Annotated in this window: 12 protein-coding genes and 2 pseudogenes; 7 read left to right on the top strand and 7 right to left on the bottom strand. The window is 40.4% G+C overall.

Annotated elements, in window-relative coordinates; genetic code table 11:
• Window positions 1–55: 55 nt before the first annotated feature.
• Window positions 56–2,398, bottom strand: coding sequence for a response regulator (locus H6G83_RS10860; RefSeq protein WP_190471184.1), 2,343 nt, complete (start codon window positions 2,396–2,398; stop codon window positions 56–58).
• 457 nt (window positions 2,399–2,855) lie between these two features.
• Between H6G83_RS10860 and H6G83_RS10855 the strand changes: the two genes are divergently transcribed.
• Window positions 2,856–3,611 (top strand): hypothetical protein, encoded by a 756-nt coding sequence (locus tag H6G83_RS10855; protein ID WP_190471181.1) that lies wholly within the window; start codon window positions 2,856–2,858, stop codon window positions 3,609–3,611.
• 40 nt (window positions 3,612–3,651) lie between these two features.
• Window positions 3,652–5,718 (top strand): S9 family peptidase, encoded by a 2,067-nt coding sequence (locus H6G83_RS10850; protein WP_190471178.1) that lies wholly within the window; start codon window positions 3,652–3,654, stop codon window positions 5,716–5,718.
• 88 nt (window positions 5,719–5,806) lie between these two features.
• On the opposite strand, the pseudogene tnpA reads toward H6G83_RS10850, so the two are convergent.
• Window positions 5,807–6,301 (bottom strand): annotated as a pseudogene (gene tnpA / locus H6G83_RS10845) (IS200/IS605 family transposase).
• Window positions 6,302–6,306: 5 nt separating this feature from the next.
• Here tnpA and H6G83_RS10840 point away from each other — a divergent pair.
• Entirely contained in the window at window positions 6,307–7,539 is a 1,233-nt protein-coding gene (locus H6G83_RS10840) for an RNA-guided endonuclease InsQ/TnpB family protein (RefSeq protein ID WP_190471174.1), read from the top strand.
• A 19-nt stretch (window positions 7,540–7,558) separates the two neighbouring features.
• Here the strand turns inward: H6G83_RS10840 and H6G83_RS10835 are convergent.
• A pseudogene (locus H6G83_RS10835) lies at window positions 7,559–7,795 on the bottom strand (LysR family transcriptional regulator); the annotation flags it as partial.
• 320 nt (window positions 7,796–8,115) lie between these two features.
• On the opposite strand from H6G83_RS10835, the gene H6G83_RS10830 reads away from it, so the two are divergent.
• Entirely contained in the window at window positions 8,116–9,003 is an 888-nt protein-coding gene (locus H6G83_RS10830) for an aspartoacylase (protein ID WP_190471172.1), read from the top strand.
• A 230-nt stretch (window positions 9,004–9,233) separates the two neighbouring features.
• Here the strand turns inward: H6G83_RS10830 and H6G83_RS10825 are convergent, their stop codons facing one another.
• Both H6G83_RS10825 and H6G83_RS10820 read right to left on the bottom strand, forming a co-directional pair.
• Window positions 9,234–10,115 (bottom strand): succinate--CoA ligase subunit alpha, encoded by an 882-nt coding sequence (locus H6G83_RS10825; RefSeq protein WP_190471169.1) that lies wholly within the window; start codon window positions 10,113–10,115, stop codon window positions 9,234–9,236.
• A 131-nt stretch (window positions 10,116–10,246) separates the two neighbouring features.
• Window positions 10,247–11,473: a succinate--CoA ligase subunit beta gene (locus H6G83_RS10820; protein WP_190471167.1), complete on the bottom strand. Its 1,227-nt coding sequence runs from the start codon at window positions 11,471–11,473 to the stop codon at window positions 10,247–10,249.
• Window positions 11,474–12,055: 582 nt separating this feature from the next.
• Here H6G83_RS10820 and H6G83_RS10815 point away from each other — a divergent pair.
• Window positions 12,056–13,924 carry a hypothetical protein gene (locus H6G83_RS10815; RefSeq protein ID WP_242044532.1) on the top strand — a complete coding sequence of 623 codons (1,869 nt, stop codon included), beginning with the start codon at window positions 12,056–12,058 and terminating at the stop codon, window positions 13,922–13,924.
• Between the two features lie 189 nt (window positions 13,925–14,113).
• Here the strand turns inward: H6G83_RS10815 and H6G83_RS10810 are convergent, their stop codons facing one another.
• Window positions 14,114–15,202: a FecR family protein gene (locus tag H6G83_RS10810; protein WP_190471165.1), complete on the bottom strand. Its 1,089-nt coding sequence runs from the start codon at window positions 15,200–15,202 to the stop codon at window positions 14,114–14,116.
• Between the two features lie 223 nt (window positions 15,203–15,425).
• Between H6G83_RS10810 and H6G83_RS10805 the strand changes: the two genes are divergently transcribed.
• On the top strand, window positions 15,426–16,739 hold the full coding sequence (locus H6G83_RS10805) for a transporter family protein (RefSeq protein ID WP_313935743.1): 1,314 nt from the start codon (window positions 15,426–15,428) through the stop codon (window positions 16,737–16,739).
• 254 nt (window positions 16,740–16,993) lie between these two features.
• Here H6G83_RS10805 and H6G83_RS10800 read toward each other — a convergent pair whose 3' ends face one another.
• The gene (locus tag H6G83_RS10800) at window positions 16,994–17,812 is read right to left on the bottom strand and encodes a sulfurtransferase (protein ID WP_190471392.1); all 819 of its coding nucleotides are present in this window, start codon (window positions 17,810–17,812) and stop codon (window positions 16,994–16,996) included.
• 33 nt (window positions 17,813–17,845) lie between these two features.
• Between H6G83_RS10800 and H6G83_RS10795 the strand changes: the two genes are divergently transcribed.
• Window positions 17,846–18,739: a tRNA (5-methylaminomethyl-2-thiouridine)(34)-methyltransferase MnmD gene (locus H6G83_RS10795; RefSeq protein ID WP_190471158.1), complete on the top strand. Its 894-nt coding sequence runs from the start codon at window positions 17,846–17,848 to the stop codon at window positions 18,737–18,739.
• Window positions 18,740–19,012: the final 273 nt, after the last annotated feature.

The following is a 19,012-nucleotide window of genomic DNA, read 5'->3' as shown; positions in this document are numbered from 1 at the left end:
GCCATGATATGGTGGGCAGTGCATCGGCCTACAGATACTACACCCCTACACCCATTCAAATACTTAACACTCGATTTCTACCAGCAGCCTTGGCTTGGTTGAGAACCGCATCAGCAGCTTGGTAAAGTGCTTCTAATGTTTTGCCATTTTGAGGATATGCGACAACTGCGGCACTGAAGGTAGCGTGAAAAGTCTGATTATTAGTATCGATAAATTCGATTTCTCGGAATTTTTTCAGTACTTCTACTAACCGCCTGACTGCTTCCGGTTTGGTCATACCCGCCATACCTATGACAAACTCTGTACCTCCCCAGCGCCCGACTACATCCTGGCTATGAAAGGTCTGTCTTAACAGTTCTCCCAATCTGGATAAGACGCGATCGCCTTCTAAATGACCATAGGTATAATTAATTTGCTTCAAATCATCCAGTTCTACAATAGCAAAGCTCAGAGGCTGTTTGTGAGCATCACTCCACTCAATAGACTTATTTAATTCCTGGGTAGATTTGCGGCGATTTGCTACAAATGTTAATGTATCAATTTCTGCTAGACTTCTTAACCAACCTGTGCGTTCTAGGCGGTTGAGAATCCGCGCTAATAGTTCTGGTTCGATAATTGGCTTATTGATATAATCATCAGCACCTGCGGCAAATATTTGATGTCTAGTGGCGGTATCGTTGTGAGTAGTGAGAAATAAGATTGGTATACTAGTCCACTGGGGTTCTTTTCGAGTAATTTGGCATAATTCTATACCACTAGTTTCTGGCATTTCCATATCTATAATTAACAGTTCTGGTTCTGCTAGTTGCATGACCTCTAAAAACCGTCGGGGATTATCCAGGGTATAAACCTTAATTCCCCAAGGACTAAGTAAAGCTTGGAGTGCAGTTAATATTTGCGGGTCATCGTCTACAATCATCACCCTTGCTTCTGTGGCACGAGATTGTTGTAGTATTTGGTTGACCGTTTCTAGGACTTGAGATGGAGTTACAGGTTTTTGTAAAATACCTCTGCCACCTAAATGAGCAACTTTCACTCGGTCGAGTAAACTGTCTTGGGCAGTAAAGACAACAACAGGTACAGGAGGAGTACAGTTACTTAATTCTGCTAATAAATTTAGGGAATTATCAGGATTATTAGCGGTGGAAAGGTCGATTAGGACAAAATTTGGCCGATTTTTTGCTATCAATTGTTGAGATGCGATCGCATCTGGCGCAGTTTCCACCCTCAACCCCTGATTTTGGCTTTCCTTGACTAATTCTTGAACAAATTTCTGGTCTTGATCAATAATTAACAATAGTGGGCGATCGTCTGCTTGTGGTTCAACTGGTAATAATTCTGATTTAGACCCAGATTTCAAATTTTGTAGTTCTTGGCGTAATGCTCCCACCACTTGCCCTAAATGCTTCTTAGCAGCAGGTTTTAGCGTCTTACCATTATCTAACAACGATTCAATTTCTTGAGCTAGGCGCGAACCCTCATCAGAACCAAACATTCCCAAAGAGCCAGCTAACTTGTGAGCTTCTAGCTTGGCTTTTGACCGTAATTCCTCATTAGCTTTATTTTGTAGCAGCTTAGTAGAAGCTTGCTCAATTACCGCTACTCGTTCCTCTATTTTCTCTACCACTTCCCCCCAAACTCTTGTCACCCCAGTTTCCACTCGATTAGCTACAGAACCATCAGGGGCAACTTTTTCTGTAATTGATTCCTCTTTCTCGACTACCTGCGCTGGCTTGAGGCGATACCCAATCCCATAAACCGTATCAATTGGGTCTTCTTTCACTCCTGATGCTTTCAGCTTTTGCCGCAATCCTTTAATGTGGGATCTAACGGTATCTTCCGTAGGCGGTTCTTCAAATGACCACAAATGGTCTATTAAAGCACTACAGCTAAAAATCCGGTGACTGTTACGCAAAAACAGTTCTAGCAAGCCGTATTCTTTAGGCGTTAAATGCAAGAGTTTTCCGTCACAAGTGACTTCGCAAGTGCTGGGGTCAAGTTGTAGGTTATTCCACTCCAACAGAGGCGGTAAAGCTGAACCACCCCGACGCAATAAAGCGCGAATTCTTGCTAATAACTCTTGAAAATCAAAAGGTTTAGCTACATAATCATCTGCCCCTGCATCCAAACCTGTTACTTTGGTAGTGCTGGTGTCTTGGGAAGTTAACAGGAGAATGGGTGTTTGATCACCACCAGCGCGTAACCGACGACAGAAGCTAATTCCATCCAGCTTAGGCAGGATTAAATCTAGCAAAATCAAGTCGTATGTATATAACTCCGCTAAATCCCAGCCTTCTTGTCCATCCTTGGCGAAATCAACAGTATAATGCTGACTTGTTAATGATTTAACAAGCAATTCGCCCATCAGTTCGTCATCTTCTACCAATAAGATTCTCATGGCGGCAGATAACCGCAATCAATATTTATTAATTGCGAAAAATAAACTAATGAATATTTAAGCTTTTGTAAATTTACAGTCTAAGACTAGCGTATCTTAAAGCAGTCAATCTGCGTAACTTGTAAATATAAACATTTAACCGATTCTGATAACCAGTGCTAATATTTCACCATTTGTAATATTTGTTACAAATTAAATTTATTATCCAAATCATTCAAGGTGGACATTAAACTATCACTAAACGTAATTTAATAGTCAGATTCTTAAACTGAAAGGGGAAGGGGGAAAGGGGAAGGGGGAAAGGGGAAGGGGGAAAGGGGAAGGGGGAAAGGGTAAAAGGGAAAGACTGTCACCTCTGCACCTCTGCTCCCCTGCTCCCCTGCTCCCCTACTCCTCTGCACCCCTACTCCTCTGCTCCCCTGCACCTCTGCTCCCCTGCTCCCCCCAGTGCCTAACTATGCAAGCCAACTCTTCTAGCTCACCTCAGACTACTTCTGCTAATCGCAATTCCCAATCAAGTAGATTATTAATACCACGTTCCCAACGTCGGGGGTTTTTTGTGCAATTTACCTTGATGACTATCATGGGTTGGGTTGTGGGTGGTGTTGCGAGCATTGCTTTAGAAAAAATTATCTGGGACAACTGGACATATGCCATTGCCTCTGCGCCACAAACATGGGCTTTTTGGGTGAAATTTGGGAGTAATGTTTTGTTTGCTGTAGTTTTTGCTGCCGATCAAGCTCTAATTATCCGTCGCTATGTTTCGGGACGCTTATGGCTGCTTGCTACCAGCATCGGTTGGTTAATTGCTTACTATGTGGCTGCTGCTTGGAACAGTTATCTTTCATCTATTGCCACATCTCTTAATGAAAATTTAACTGTAGAGTTGACCTACATTTTGAGTTTTTTGTCAACGTTTGCCTACATTTTTTCGGGAATTTGGTTGGGATTATTTCAATGGCTAGTTCTACGGCGCTATATAACTAAATGCTGGTGGTGGTGTTTTTTCCCTTCGGTGTCTTTCCTCTGTATCAGCTTGTTAGTTTGGCTGCTTTCTTTAGGACAAAATTTATTCCCCGAAGCTTACCGAACTCCTGTATTGTATTGGAGCCAACAGGGATTTACGGCTATTATTCTAGGAATTATCCCGGCAATTGGCTTATGTAGTTTAAAAAGAAACTTACAGCGCAAAGCTGGAATTAGCTCCCCCTAAGTGGCTATTGGCTTAATCTAGGATTCAGGTTGCATAGACAATGAACAAGGATAAAATCTCACAAAACCAAATCACACCGCCCGTTGCAGAACAACAGCCTCAAGTTTTAGAATTGCATGGCGATCGCCGCGTGGATAATTACTTTTGGATGCGTGATCTAGATAACCCAAAAGTAGTTGAATATTTGGAGGCAGAAAATTTATATACAAAAGCGATGATGCAGCATACGGAAGAGTTGCAAAGCAAGCTCTACGATGAAATGCTATCGCGCATTAAAGAAACTGATTTATCAGTACCTTACCGTAAAGATAATTATTATTATTATTCTCGCACAGAAGCCGGAAAAGCCTATCGCATTTATTGCCGCAAACAAGGTGATTTAGATGCAAGCGAAGAAATACTTTTAGATGAAAATGAATTAGCCGCAGGACATGATTTTTTTGAATTAGGTACATTGGCTATTAGTCCTAATCATCAAATCCTAGCTTATTCTTATGATACTAGTGGTTCTGAGCAATATACACTTTTATTTCTGGACTTAAATACTTATGAGTTATATCCAGAAAGCATTGCTGAAACTTCTTATTCCTTTTGTTGGTGTAATGATAATAAAACTTGTTTCTATACCAAAATTGATGAAGCAAATCGTCCTTATCAACTGTATAAACACAGTTTAGGAACATCACCAGAAAAAGATGAATTAGTTTACCATGAAGCTGATAATGCTTATGCTTTAGCTGTAGGGAAAACTCGCAGTCAAGCATATATATTGATGAGTCTGCAAAGCAGTATCACTACAGAATTTCACTATTTAGATGCTAACAATCCTCATAGTGATTTTCAGATAATTTATCCACGGGAATCAGGAATAGAATATGATGTTGAGCATCATAGTGATGACTTTTATATAGTCACTAATCAAGAGGCTACTAACTTTAAGTTGGTGAAAACTCCCATAGCTGCACCATCTAAGGAAAACTGGCAAACTGTCATACCCCACCGTGAAGATGTGCTGTTATCAGGAGTCAGTTTGTTTACTAATCACTTAGTCATCTATGAAAGAAAGGATGGCTTAGAAACTGCCAGAGTGCGAGACTTATCTACAGGTAGTGAAAGTAATATTATCTTCCCGGAACCGACTTATCAATTTTCTGAAGGGAGTAACCCAGAATTTAATACTAATATCCTGCGGTTTAACTACAATTCTTTAATTACACCGCCCTCAGTTTTTGATTATGATATGGATACCCATGAGCGGGAGTTGAAAAAACAGACTGAGGTTTTGGGAAACTACGATCAAAATCAATATCAAAGTGAGTGGTTACTAGCTACTGCTGAAGATGGGACACAAATTCCCATATCAATTGTTTACAAAAGGGGGATTGAGAAAGATGGAAGAAATCCTTTACTTTTGACAGGGTATGGAGCCTATGGAGTATCTTATCCAGCATCATTTTCATCAGCTAGATTAGCATTATTAGATAGGGGAATAGTCTGTGCGATCGCCCATATTCGCGGCGGGGAAGAAATGGGGCGTAAATGGTATGAAGATGGCAAATTTTTACAGAAAAAAAATACCTTTACAGATTTTATCGCCAGTGCCGAGTATTTAATTAAAGAAGGTTGGACAGCAAGCGATCGCCTAGCTATTACTGGCGGTAGTGCTGGCGGTTTATTGATGGGTGCGGTGATCAACCTGCGTCCTGAATTATTTAAGGTGGTAGTTGCAGATGTCCCATTTGTGGATGTGGTGACAACAATTTTGGATACATCTTTACCCCTATCAGCAATGGAATGGGAAGAATGGGGCAATCCTAATGATAAAGTATATTATGACTATATGAAATCCTACTCACCCTATGATAACGTCGAGGCGAAAGATTATCCCCACTTGTTAATTACTGCTGGCTTAAATGATTCTCGTGTTAAATATTGGGAACCCGCTAAATGGACAGCAAAATTGCGACAACTGAAAACAGATAATAATATTTTGTTGCTAAAAACCAATATGGACGCAGGACACAGTGGCGCATCTGGACGTTATGAAAGCCTACGCGAACTCGCTTTTGAGTATGCTTTTATTTTGGATCGTTTGGGTTTAGTCTAGTTGACAGTTATCAGTTATCAGTTGTCAGTTATCAGTTATCAGTTGACAGTTGACAGTTGTCAGTTGTCAGTTGATAGTTGACTATTGACTATTGACTATTGACTAATGACCAAAAGAATGGGATACAAGCCTCGTCCTTTGAGGACGGCTTTTCTTGATTCCTAATGTACTCCTTCAAGATATCTAAAGGCGCACCCCCTATGGACACAGCAAAATAACTGGGACTCCATAAAGCTTATTTGTGGGGTTTTTTGTATCCAGCCTGTCCATAGCGACGACTGGAAACGCCTTTCAATGCGTTAACGATTTGAGAGATAGACAATTTAGGCGGATATTCAATAAGTGCATGAACATGGTTATCCTCACCGTTAAATTCAATTATTTCAAAATCCATCTTTTTAGCTACCTCCCTAAAAGTTTTTTCAACGAGTTCAATGCTCTCCTTTGTAAATACAGACCTGCGGTATTTGGTAACGCAGACCAAATGAATTTTTAAATCTGTAACGCTATGTATTTCTCTACGAAACTGGCTTGTCACTTCTTGTAGAGCAATGTACAATACTCCTACAGACCAAATATACATTGTCCATGAAAGCTAGATATCAATTCCGTTTTTACCCAACAGACCAACAGCAACAGCTTTTAGCTCAGTTGTTTGGCTGTGTGCGCGTAGTTTGGAATGATGCACTGGCTATTTGCAAACAGTCTCTTGAACTGCCAAGTAACAACGACTTACAAAAGTTGGTGATTACGCAAGCTAAAAAGACTGAGGAGCGTTCATGGTTGTCTAATGTCTCCAATATCCCTTTGCAGCAGTCTGTAGCTGATTTAGGGGTTGCTTACAAAAATTTTTTTGATTCACTCAAGGGTAAAAGAAAAGGTACGGCAGTCGCTACAACGGGGGGAACCCCCGCAACGCGCTGCCTCAAAAAAGTAGGTACACCTAAGTTTAAAAAGAAGATAGGGAGGCAATCAGCGCGATTCAGAATTGGTGGATTCTCAATCAAAGGAGATGAGGTATATTTAGCCAAAATTGGTAATGTTAAGCCTATTTGGTCAAGGTATCTGTCATCTGCACCAAGTAGCGTAACCGTTATTAAAGACTGTGCAAATCGCTATTTTCTCAGTTTTGTTGTAGAGATAGAACCTATTCAATCCGATGCCAAAAACCAAAGCATTGGTATTGATTTAGGTATTAAAACTTTCGCGGTGATGAGCAACGGCGACAAAGCATTTAGCGCTGATTATTCAAAGAAAGACCGCAAAATTCGCCAACTACAACGCAAGTTAGCGAGACAGCAAAAAGGTTCAAAACGTCGTGAACGTACCCGGATAAGAATCGCCAAGCAACACAATCAAATCGCAGATACCCGTAAAGATTTCCTGCACAAACTATCTACCAAAATAGTTAGCGAGAACCAAACTATTGTTTTGGAAGATTTGAATGTGTCAGGGATGGTTAAAAATCGCAAGTTAGCAAGAGTGATTAGCCTGCAAGGTTGGCGAGAATTTCGGGTATTTTGTGAGGCTAAATCTGAGAAACTTAACCGAGATTTCAGAGTAGTTAACAGATGGGAACCCACAAGCCAAACTTGTTCTTGCTGTGGGTATCGATGGGGCAAGATTGATCTGTCTGTTCGCTCAGTTCTTTGCCTGAATTGTGGTGCGGAACACGATAGAGACGAGAACGCATCCCGAAATATAGAAATGGTCGGCATGGGGCATCGGCACGACCTTAAACGGACGGAGAGCGACCGTAAGACTACTTCGGTAGCAAGTTGCTGTGAACTGTCAAGAATCACCGACGTTCTACGTCGGTGAGTATGTCAAGTGCAGAAATAACTGCTTGCTCTAACGTTATCAAAACTAAACGCGCTTGTTCTAAAAATACTTTTCCCGCCGCAGTTAAGCGCAATGGTCGCTTATTACGCTCAAACAGTTGCAGTCTTAATTCTGCTTCTAATGCTTGAATTTGTTGGCTTAGAGGTGGTTGAGCAATATTTAGGCGTTCTGCTGCACGACTAAAATTGAGTTCTTCTGCTACAGCAATAAAGTATCGTAAATGTCGAATTTCAATCATCCTAGTCTAACTATACTTTTTACATATAATTCTATTAACTAAATCTGTATTGCACATAGCAACAATATTAGCTATTGTGCTAATACGCTATTAATTTAATAGCATAAATTCTGATTTTTTACGGGATATGGAAAACACATTTACAAACCTCTACCTGACACCGAGAGAGGCTTTAACACCAATTCTCTATGAAGTTGCAACGAGTAAATAATGTAGAGACGTTGCAGGCAACGTCTCTACATTGCTTGAAAATTCAGCATAAATAATCTAGTCAAAAGAATATATGCTACAAAAAAATCTCAACTCAGGAGTCATCTATGAAGAAAGTTAATCGTGTTGCTATTGTTGGCGGAACTCATGGAAATGAATTTACAGGCGCATTCATTGTCAAAAAGTTTGAGCAGTTTCCTAATTTAATTAAAAGAAGCAGCTATGAAACTTTAACTATATTAGGTAATCCTAAAGCTTTTTATGTAGGTAGACGCTACATTGAGAAAGATTTAAACCGATGCTTTTTACAAGAAAACTTGCAAAATGTTACTCTTGCTAGTTATGAAGATATCCGAGCGAAAGAGATAACTAAAATTTTAAAAGAAGATAGCCAAACAAAAGTAGATGTAATTATCGATTTGCACAGTACAACTGCCAATATGGGCTTGAGTATTATTTTAGGTAATCAGCATCCATTTTTATTAAAATTAGCTGCCTATTTAAGTGCAGTTAATCCTTTAGTAAATGTCTGTTATACTACACCAGAAAAAGGCAGTAACTTTCTTCGCTCTCTGAATGAATTGGGTTTTGTCATTGAGGTAGGTGCTGTAGCTCAAGGCGTGTTGAATGCCGACTTATTTCAAAAAACTGAGCAACTAATTCACACAATTTTAGATTATTTAGAAAAACATAATCAAGGTGATATACCCGAAACTAATTACCCATTAACTCTATATAAATCGATAGGTACTGTAGATTATCCCAGAAACGAAAACGGTGAGATTCAGGCAATGATTCACCCTGATATTCAATTTCGAGATTATCAGCCACTAAATCCTGGTGATCCGTTATTTCTAACATTAGATGGTAAAGCGATCGCCTACAAAGGCGCATCCACAGTTTACCCAATTTTCATTAACGAAGCCGCCTATTACGAAAAAGGAATTGCCATGCTATTCACCGAAAAGCAAATCATCACAGATGTAGGGGTGTAGGGGTTTAAGGGTGTAGGGGTGTAGGGGTGTAGGGGTTTAGGGGTTTAGGGATAATTGAAAGAATCATTCTTTCACTTCTGCCTTCTGCCTTCTGCCTCCTGCCTTCTGCCTTCTGCCTCCTGCCTTCTGCCTTCTGCCTTCTGCCTCCTGCCTTCTGCCTTCTGCCTCCTGCCTCCTGCCTCCTGCCTCCTGCCTCCTGCCTCCTGCCTCCTGCCTCCTGCCTCTTGCCTTTATGGAAGCGCCTTCCGCAATAACTGAGGAATCAAAGAAGGACGTTCAGCTACAGGAACTTCTGCGGCTTCAAAAGCGGTAATTTTGCTTTGGGCTGTGCCAAAATTAGGGGGACGACCAACAACAGTGGCTAAAGTCCCCGTTTGTCGCCAAGTTTTTCCAGGTGGCGCTTCCCTCCCAGCGATATAGGCTATCACGGGTTTATCAATTGCTTCCGCAATGTACCGCGCGGCTGCTTCTTCACTACCTCCTCCTGGTTGTCCCACCAAAACGATCGCCTCAGTGGTATCATCCTCATCAAGAATTTGCAGCCATTGCAAAAATGATGAACCAACGATCGCATCACTGCCAATACTTACACTAATCGATTGTCCCAAACCAGCTTGAGTTAATTCTCTCGCCACTTCATAAGTCAGGGTACTGCTACGGCTGACAATTCCTACTACACCAGGTGTATAAAATTCACTGGGCTGAGTACCCAAGAGAATTTTACCAGGGACGATAATCCCCGGACTGTTGGGGCCGACTACCAGAGTTTCGCAGGCTTCCGCCTTGCGGAGTAATTCCACCATATCTAAAGGCGGCACACCAGCAGAAATAATGATAATCTGACTGATGTGAGAGGCGATCGCTTCTAAGGCTGCATCCAGTACTTGGTAGGGGTGTACACAAATAATCGTCGTGTCAATATTGCCAAATTGCCCTACCACTTCCTCCACCAAATCAAACACTGGCAAATCGTAAAGTTCCTGTCCCCCGCATCCAGGCTGAACACCAGCAACTAAATTTGTACCATAAGCTTTCATCTGGGCAATATGACTTGCGGAAATAAATTCACCGAAGCCTTGAATTATCACTTTACTATCTGGGGTTAAGTTCATAGGGGGGACTGGGGACTGGGGACTGGGGAAGCGGAGGAGCAGAGGAGCAGAGGAGAAAATGATTACTCAAGACTCCCACTTTCTTTTCCCCTCTTGGGAGGGGTTAGGGGTGGGTTACTCCCCATTTAGCTTTAAGAAACTTTTTTCTGAACTGGTGATTTAGTTAAACGGACTGCGGCGGCTACGGCTTCGTCTAAGTCTTCTAGTAATATCAAGCCATCTTCATGAGTTTTTAGGGCAGTTAAAATATCCCTAGCTGCATTCAGTTCGGAACCGGCTAGACGGACGACTAAGTGCGGTGAGTGATGATGGCTGCGTTTGCTACCGTTGGACTTGGTGAGTAAGGGCTGATCACCTTTATTTTGGATGATAAATTGGGCGATCGCTTGTGCTGCTTCTTCTGGTTGGGGAACACTACCTAGTAAATTAATTAATATTACCTGAGTATTATTTTCAACTAAAGTATTGAGTCCTTTGATTAGGCGATCGTAAAATTTGGTTGGTGCAGCATCGGTAATTGTGGCGTGGCGTAAGTTGAGAGAAATTCCCGGTTTACCGCCGCTACTCACCACTAAATCATAGGTTGCCATGATGGAACCAGTACCATTACCTAAAATGCCGATTTTACCTTGCTTATCTAAACTATTCAATTCACCCAAACGCCCATTAGTTTTGTTTCTGTAGTCATGACGGTTGACTGTTTTTGTTGCCATTGCGGCTATTTCTGGATGTCTACCAATAGAACGTTCGTTGACTCTGACTTTACCATTGAGCGCCATCACTTCACCCGCCTGGTTGACACCCAAGGGATTAATTTCTACTAAGTCCAGGTCTTTCTGTACAAATAACTGGTACATTTTTTCTAATACCGTGCTGACAGACTGCATCAGTGTACCTTGCAGACCCATTTTTAAAGCTAGTCTGCGGGCATAGAAAGGGGAAAATTCTTGTTCAACAACCACATACTGCATTTTTTGATCAGCTAATTCTAAATCAATATTTGCTTCTGTGGAACCTAACAGCACCGGACGACATACAGCAGTATCTAAAACTACAGCTAAATAAAATTCTTGCTGGGCATCATACTTAGATTCTGCTAGTAAAACTTCTGGTAACTGACCCCAGATTGAGAGATTAAAGATATTTTGAGCAGCTGCGATCGCATCAATAGTAGTTTCTACCATTCTCACCCCGCCAGCCTTCTCCCGTTCCCCCGCATGGACTTGAGATTTCAGCACAATCGGATAGTGAATTTTCAGGCGTTTTAAATCTGTAGGATGGTCAATTCTTTGCGATGGCAATACAGGAATGCCTATTTCTCCAAACCATTCTTTAACTTGATACTCTAATAAATCCATTGTTAATGCACCTTTTATTTACACTTCCTAATAATTTTTATGGTGCTATTTCCCATTTTTTAAACGCACCCTGATTACATAATTAACCTTTAACTCGCTAACAAAATCGATTTTTTACCTATCAATTTTATCGAATTTCCTCTATAGAGCAAATTAATTTCTCCAAATCTCATCTGAAGTTTCTGTTTTTTGGAAATAATTCATCCTATCAGTAAATATACAGTAGAGGCTAGAGGTAGGAACGTGTTTTTCAACTCTAAAAGTAGATTGCTTTAAGCCTAGCGCTACCCAACAAAGCCTCGCCAACCTTGGTTTGAGGAACGAAACCCAACCTACATCAAGGTCTAATTTGGGCTAGGAAAACCAGCCCAGCCTGCCATCTCTCACCTCTAGCCCCTTTTCTCCACAGCCAAAAAATCTATTATTCCCATTTATTAAATTGTAATTTCTACTACAAACGAAATTATAAAATTTAATTACAAGATTCTGAACCACCAATACTAATAATCATTTTGGATTATTTTTCTTTTGGTGAAAACTCAGAAGTTGTGTTAAAAAGTTGGTCTATCAGATTTTACGGTTATGGTTGGTTACACTGTGCATCTGTATTCAACGAACGAACAACTTCCTTTTTCTCCCACGGTTACAAAACATCATATAGAAGACCAGCAGGAACGGTCTATGACAGTAGCAGTCCAGCAGGAAGACTTACAGCTATTAAGCCGAACTTTGCAAGAACAATTTCTCGCCGAAGTTCCCTCTGGCGAGTTTTTCCAGATTAAGTGCGCTGTCAATAAGGATGAGCTAATGATATTGGCTCAACATCCAGTTGGTGTCAAAGCTGATACACAACAGATTTTTGCAGTCCTTGAGGAAGCACTGCAATCATTACCACCTTATCGTGACCAGACAGTCCAATGTTTTCTGCGAATGGCGGGTGAAAAACTGCCTTATGCTAAACGTTCCCTGATGATGAAGGGACATGGACTGTGGGAAAACCCGGTCATTAATGATGAAAAACAGGAAGATGTGCCACATAAAGCAACATCTTCTTCCGCATTGGTATTTCCGCCAAATGATTTACCTCCAACTGATGCGGTTGCAGATGAAGAGGAAGTATTTGATCCCTTGGCGGGGACACCAGATTTATTAACAACTCCGCCTCAGCGTCCAGTGAAACCAATTCTCTTAGGCGCTTTGATAGGAATTACTCTATTGGGTGGTGCTGGTGGTTACTTAATCACTCGTCCTTGTGTGATGTCTATGTGTCAGGAGTTGGAAGCGGCGCAACAACTCAACAGTCAGTTTCCACAATTAATTAGTCGTGCTGGATCAGAAAATGAACTGACAACAGTACAACAACAGCTAGAAACAACCAGTGCAGCATTAGCCGCAATTCCTGGTTGGTCATCCTATCACCAAGAAGCGGAAGAACTCAAAACTAACCTGTCTGGACAGTCAGTCAGAATTAACCAAGTCATTAAAGCTTTACAGGCGGCTTCTGCTGCTGAGGCAAAAATGCAAACACCCGCTTCTAGCCAAGGCGAATTACAAGCTAGACAACAAATGTGGCGACAAGCGATCATGCCGTTGGAAGCTATCAGCCCTAATAATGATTTATATAGACTGGTACAGCCCAGATTGGTGAGATATCGGATTCAGCTACAAAATATTAATCAGCAAATACTGGCTCAAGAAAAATGGGTGAGAAAATTAGCAGATGCTAAGGGTGTAGCGAGTGTAGCTAATAAGTGGGAAGCAACAGCCAAAACTTTACAGGATTGGCAGAAGGTACAGTCTACTTGGCAAGTAGTAGTCAATGCTTTGATTTTGATTCCGCCATCGAGTCCAGCATCTGGTGAAGCACAACAACTTTTACTAGAATATAAACCCAAACTGGCAAGAGCGCGCGATCGCGTCACCATCGAAGAATTAGCAGCCAAAAGCTATCAACAACTTCTCAGTATAGCCAACCAAGCTAAAGCCTACGAACAAAAACAAGAATGGCAAGCAGCCGTTATCTATTGGCAGCAAGCTGTACAGACCGCTAAACAAATTTCTAACAATAGCTTGTATTACAATCAAGCTCAGAGTTTAATTGCCCCATACTCAGCCTCTCTCCAGCAAGCACAAGAAAAACTCCAATTAAATAACAGTTGGCAACAAACCCGTGTTGATTTAAACAAAACTTGTAATAGTGAAATCAGGATTTGTACCTTTACCGTAGACGATAAAGGAATCATAGTCAAAATTACGCCTGAATATGAACAAGTACTACAAAATGGTACTTCCCAAACCAATAATCAGGGTTCAGATTCTACGGTTGATGTGGCTAATCATTGGCAAAGTTTACAACAAGCTTTAACAATCATTAGCCAAAATGCTAACTTACCTTTGTTTATTTACAATGCTCAAGACCAAGTAATTTATACACAAACGCCTGAAGGTTAGGGATTGGGTGTGTCAGTTAACAGTTATCAGTTATCAGTGAACAGTTAACATTTCTACCGAGGGTTTTATTTATAGCAGGGGACAAGTGATAGGGGACTCTTGACAGGTTTAAAACCTGCTTACTATGAAGATTCTGTGATTCTTCAATGTTCTAATCTATGTGGCTACTGCTATATATTCCAATAAATGTTAAGGAGGTGGGGGTGGTTCGTCGTCACCCGGAGTTTCGGGTTTTGGAGTTTCGGGTTTTGGAGTTTCGGGTTGGGGAGTCTCTGGTTTTGGAGTTTCGGGTTGGGGAGTTGGATTAACGCCTTGATTACCATTACCACGATCTTCACCTGGATTACCAATTCCTAAGTTATTATTGGGATTGTTACTGACACTACCTACATTATTTGTTGATATTGGTCTTTGTGCATTATTAAATAGAATTTCGCCTGTTTCTATTAAAGAATTAACCAGTGAGTCGTCTGGTGTTGAATCTACTTGGTCAAAGTTCCCATCTGTGACGCTGGAGGAATTGGTCGTTAAGTCAAGAAAAGCTGGGTTTTCTGTGACTCCTTGACCTGTAACTGGTGACTGTGTGGCTAAAGCGGCGATAATTTCTGCTTGTACACTGGCGATCGCCGGATCAACTATTGCTGACGTATTTTGTTTAGTTAAATCTAATCCCTCAGTCAGCTCACTTGTTTCATAAAAATTGCGTAGGTCAAAATCGTATAAACCTTGGAATTGACCTTTAACTATAACTAACAGTTGACCTGCTTGTAATGGTTGAGTTTGTGATGCGTCTTTATTAGCAACTGCAATACCACTATTTGTCAATGCGCCAACAATTGTTGTATCTGTTTTTTGGTCATAACGGACGAATAATGCAGAGCCACGAATGGCGGCTGTTGCGCTTGGTGTTTGGATGCGTGTTTGTCCTCTTCCAGGTGGAATTAGCAGTAATACTGTTCCATTAGACAATTTGAAATTTCGCGTCTTCGGCATAAATCGGAATACTGCTTGTTCACCAACCCGCGCCAAAGAACCATCGTTAAAACGCAAATCTGCCAAAGAAGCTCGACCAGTTGCTAGCCCATCCCCAGGAATGATTGCATCTGCTGGCCTTGCTGGACGCTTATTATTAGAAGCTCTTTGAATCAACTGCACGAAATTACGAAGACTCTGAATTTCCGCACGAGTTAAAGGCACATTAGCATTTACTTGCGGTGACGATAATATCATCAACCCATACAATCCAATAGATAATAATGGCAGTAGATGGAGACGCATAGAAGATATATAAAAATTGGGCTGTAATTAAGGCAAAAAAATCTCAATATTACAATTGTAATTTTGTCAAAGTTATGCTTTATTTTACGTTGACTGGAAGTAAAAATTGTTTGAAATTTTATCTATTTAATATTTCATAAAAATGTCCACTTTAAGTATAATATGAAAATTCGTATTTAATCCACCTATCAGGATGTATCTTCAAGGCTGGAAAAAATTTTTATTGACGGTTTTAGTATCCTCCAGTAGTGCCAGCATTTATTGCATCGCTGTAAATGCGGCATTGGTTCAACAGTCAGATAGATTGAAATGTCGCTATGAGTTGGGTCAGAAAGAAATAATTTTTGTTAACTCAGAGAATAATTATCAAATCTGCCAATCTAATCAGATAAAAGTTGATATTTCTCAAGTGTCACAAGACCCTGTTTTTAACATGGTATCTACACAACAGATGCCGTTAAATATCGCCAAAGCAAAACTATTAACTGGTCAAGCTATTGATGAAAGTAACTTCACATCCATTGACAATCCCAGAATTAGCCAAGTAAATAACGAACCTCCACAGTTAGAAGGACAACCAAGCGACCTGTCTCCCCCTGACCAAAAACCGATAGAGCAGTTGTTAGAACCTCCAATAAATTACAACCAAAGACTAGAGAGACTCAGGCGCAGATTACAGAAAACAACACAGCCAGATTCACAAGCCCAAAGCCGCCCCGAACTGGGATTGCGGATACGAGCAAGAGTATTACCACCACCAATTGAACAACCACCGCTACCACCTGTAGAGCAACCTGTACCTGAGTTTAAACCTATAGGTTCTCTGCAAGCTTACGTAGGATATTTTCAGAGTGATAACATTTTTTCATCTGATATTTCACCTACAAATGATGGTTTGTTTTTTTATGGGCTGAGGCTAGCTTCAGCATATTTCCCTATAGGAGCGAAAACTTATATAAATGCTTCGATTGATGGTAATTTGATTCGCTATGTAGATCAATCAAAATTTAATTACAATCAACTACTATTTAATGTAGGGATTTATCAACAGTTATCTAAACGGATGTATGGTGAAATTGGCTGGACTAATCAACAGTTATTTTATGCAAGAAATAGTGAATTTTTTCAAGCAGGCGATCGCTTCCTCAATGAGAACTCTTTATATTTGTCGCTAGGAAGAAGAGACACCCTCACCGACAAACTAATGTTTGATAGTTTCTACGAATTTAATTGGAAGCTATCCGACCCAGAAAATCGTAGCCGGATAGTGAATTCTTTATGGCTATCTTTAAGTTACTACCTACAAAAACCCCTACAGGTTGGGTTAAACTACCAGTTATACCTATCCGACTTTTCCGCACGCGATCGCCAAGACCAATATCATCGTTTATATGGAAGCATAATTTACCGCTTATCCAATTCTACTAGTCTAAATTTCCAGACTGGCTACAGTTTCGGCGACTCCACAGCGAGAAACATTGACTTTGAAAGCTGGTTTTTAAACATCAGCTACAACTTAAAAATAGGAGAGTTTTAAAATTAGTCAATAGTCAATAGTCAGTAGACCTCTTGCACGAATAGTGGAACAATCAGAATATATAAACTTCACGAGTTAATCTTTAGTTAATCTTTTGCGTTCTTCTTTGCGCCTCTGCGTCTTTGCGTGAGCTTTTCAATAGTATTGTCAGCAACACCAAAGTATTTATGCAAGAGGTCTAATAGTCAACAGTCGCAACCTCAAGATTTAGGTTTGAAACTAAGGACTAAGGACTAAGGACTAAGGACTAAGGACTAATAACTAATCCAATCACTCCAACTACCTGCATAAAGTTTACCTGTATGAATACCTGCTAATTCTAAGGAGAGTAAATTCACACAGGCTGTGACACCAGAGCCACAATAAACTAAAATTTCTTCAGATGTAACGATATTTTGCCATCTTTGACTATGTTCGGTTGGGGGAATTAAGTAACCAGTGGTATCGGTCACTTCCAGCCAAGGATAATTAACTGCGCCGGGAATATGACCAGCGATTTTATCAATTGGCTCTCGTTCACCTCGGTAGCGATCGCTCTCTCTCGAATCTACCAAAACCACTGTCGGTAAATCTTTACGATTTTTTACATCTGCAATATCTACTAACATTTGTGGCTGTAGTTGCGGGACAAAGTTAGCTGTTTTAAATTCAGGAATAATATCAGTAATAGGATAACCTGCTTGTTGCCACCCTCTAAAGCCTCCATCTAGCACAGCTACTTGTTCGTGTCCCAAATAACGTAGTAACCACCAAAGACGAGATGCAAAAGCAAAGCGAGAGTCGTCATAAGCCACAACCAAAGTTTTCTGGAACTCTACCCCCATAGCTGTTAACTTTTTAGCTAGGTCATCAGGGTTAGGTAAAGGATGTCTCCCACCATGTTCACCCACAGGACTAGAAAGATCCAAGTTTAAATCTAAATAATAAGCACCTTGTATATGACTTGCTTTGTACTGTTGTTGTCCTAGTTGTGGATCAGCTAGAGAAAAGCGACAATCGACAATGACGACTTGCGAATCTTGAAGGTGTTGTAAAAGCCAATTTGGCGAAACTACAAATTGCATATCAGTTATAAAAATTAAAAATTATTTATCTGCATATAACTTATGTCTAACTCTGAATTTGTCCCACAAGCCACTGCTGATGGTTCCTTTACCTTTTTCTCCCAACAATTTAACGAGGCTTTTCACAGCCATTTTGGAGCCAAGCAGGAAAGTTTCTTTAAGTTTGTTGTTCCTACTCAACTAGAAATAGCTGCTCACAAACCGATTTTGCGGTTATTAGATATTTGTTATGGTCTAGGATACAATACAGCCGCCGCTTTAGAAACAATTTGGCGAATAAATCCTCATTGTTATATCGAATTAATTGGTTTAGAATTGAATCCATCTGTACCGCAAGCAGCTATTGAACATAAATTATTTGACAATTGGAATTATGAAGACATAGATATTTTGACCAAATTGGCTTTTGAGCAACAGGTGCAAACAGAACGCCTCAAAGCAAAACTTTTAATTGGTGATGCGAGGAACTCTATTATTAAAGTACATCAGTCAGGTTTTCAAGCTGATGCTATTTTTTTAGACCCCTTTTCACCGCCTCATTGTCCCCAGTTGTGGACTGTTGAATTTATTCAACAGGTAGTGCTGTGTTTACACATAGATGGTTTGTTAGCAACTTATTCTTGTGCGGCGGCTGTGCGTACAGCAATTTTAACAGCCGGACTACAAATAGGTTCAACTCCACCAGTGGGTAGGCGATCGCCTGGTACTGTCGCCGCACATCCTCAAAGTTCTTTCCATACCCACTCAGCACTTCCGCCTCTATCTCTAGCTGAGATGGAACATTTACTAACTCGTGCAGCCATTCCTTACCGCGATCCGCTACTGAATGACGAGGCTCCGGCGATCGTGCAGCGCCGACAACAAGAACAGCAAGCGAGTTCATTAGAGCCTACATCTCGTTGGCGCAAACGCTGTATAGATAGTTTAACTCAGTAATATTACTTACAATGAATGCTGTTATAAATATTTACTTACGTCTAACTGGATAATTTTATAGTAACTATATATTTTCTTAAGCGATTTCAAGTATATATAATTAAATTTCTCAAGCAAATGTACTTTTCTATACAAAAAATCTTAAATATTGCAGTTGGATGATGATGTACTGAAATTATAGAAAAAGCTGAAAACTTATTAGATGTAGACTAAATAAAAGGCTAAAAAGTTAAACTTGCCAAACTAGATGATAGATTAAATGCTTATGATTTT

This window comes from Anabaena azotica FACHB-119 (assembly GCF_014697625.1).
GTDB classification, from domain to species: domain Bacteria; phylum Cyanobacteriota; class Cyanobacteriia; order Cyanobacteriales; family Nostocaceae; genus Trichormus; species Trichormus azoticus_A.
The sequence above is the reverse complement of the archived record's forward strand: the minus strand, read 5'-3'. Positions and strand labels throughout refer to the sequence as shown.

What these genes read in the sequence shown, in the direction of transcription:
- H6G83_RS10820 (WP_190471167.1), bottom strand. Translation starts at nt 11,473, where the DNA reads ATGGATTTATTAGAGTATCAAGTTAAAGAATGGTTTGGAGAAATAGGC.
- H6G83_RS10840 (WP_190471174.1), top strand. Translation starts at nt 6,307, where the DNA reads ATGAAAGCTAGATATCAATTCCGTTTTTACCCAACAGACCAACAGCAA.
- H6G83_RS10860 (WP_190471184.1), bottom strand. Translation starts at nt 2,398, where the DNA reads ATGAGAATCTTATTGGTAGAAGATGACGAACTGATGGGCGAATTGCTT.
- H6G83_RS10825 (WP_190471169.1), bottom strand. Translation starts at nt 10,115, where the DNA reads ATGAACTTAACCCCAGATAGTAAAGTGATAATTCAAGGCTTCGGTGAA.
- H6G83_RS10795 (WP_190471158.1), top strand. Translation starts at nt 17,846, where the DNA reads ATGTCTAACTCTGAATTTGTCCCACAAGCCACTGCTGATGGTTCCTTT.
- H6G83_RS10815 (WP_242044532.1), top strand. Translation starts at nt 12,056, where the DNA reads ATGGTTGGTTACACTGTGCATCTGTATTCAACGAACGAACAACTTCCT.
- H6G83_RS10810 (WP_190471165.1), bottom strand. Translation starts at nt 15,202, where the DNA reads ATGCGTCTCCATCTACTGCCATTATTATCTATTGGATTGTATGGGTTG.
- H6G83_RS10855 (WP_190471181.1), top strand. Translation starts at nt 2,856, where the DNA reads ATGCAAGCCAACTCTTCTAGCTCACCTCAGACTACTTCTGCTAATCGC.
- H6G83_RS10830 (WP_190471172.1), top strand. Translation starts at nt 8,116, where the DNA reads ATGAAGAAAGTTAATCGTGTTGCTATTGTTGGCGGAACTCATGGAAAT.
- H6G83_RS10850 (WP_190471178.1), top strand. Translation starts at nt 3,652, where the DNA reads ATGAACAAGGATAAAATCTCACAAAACCAAATCACACCGCCCGTTGCA.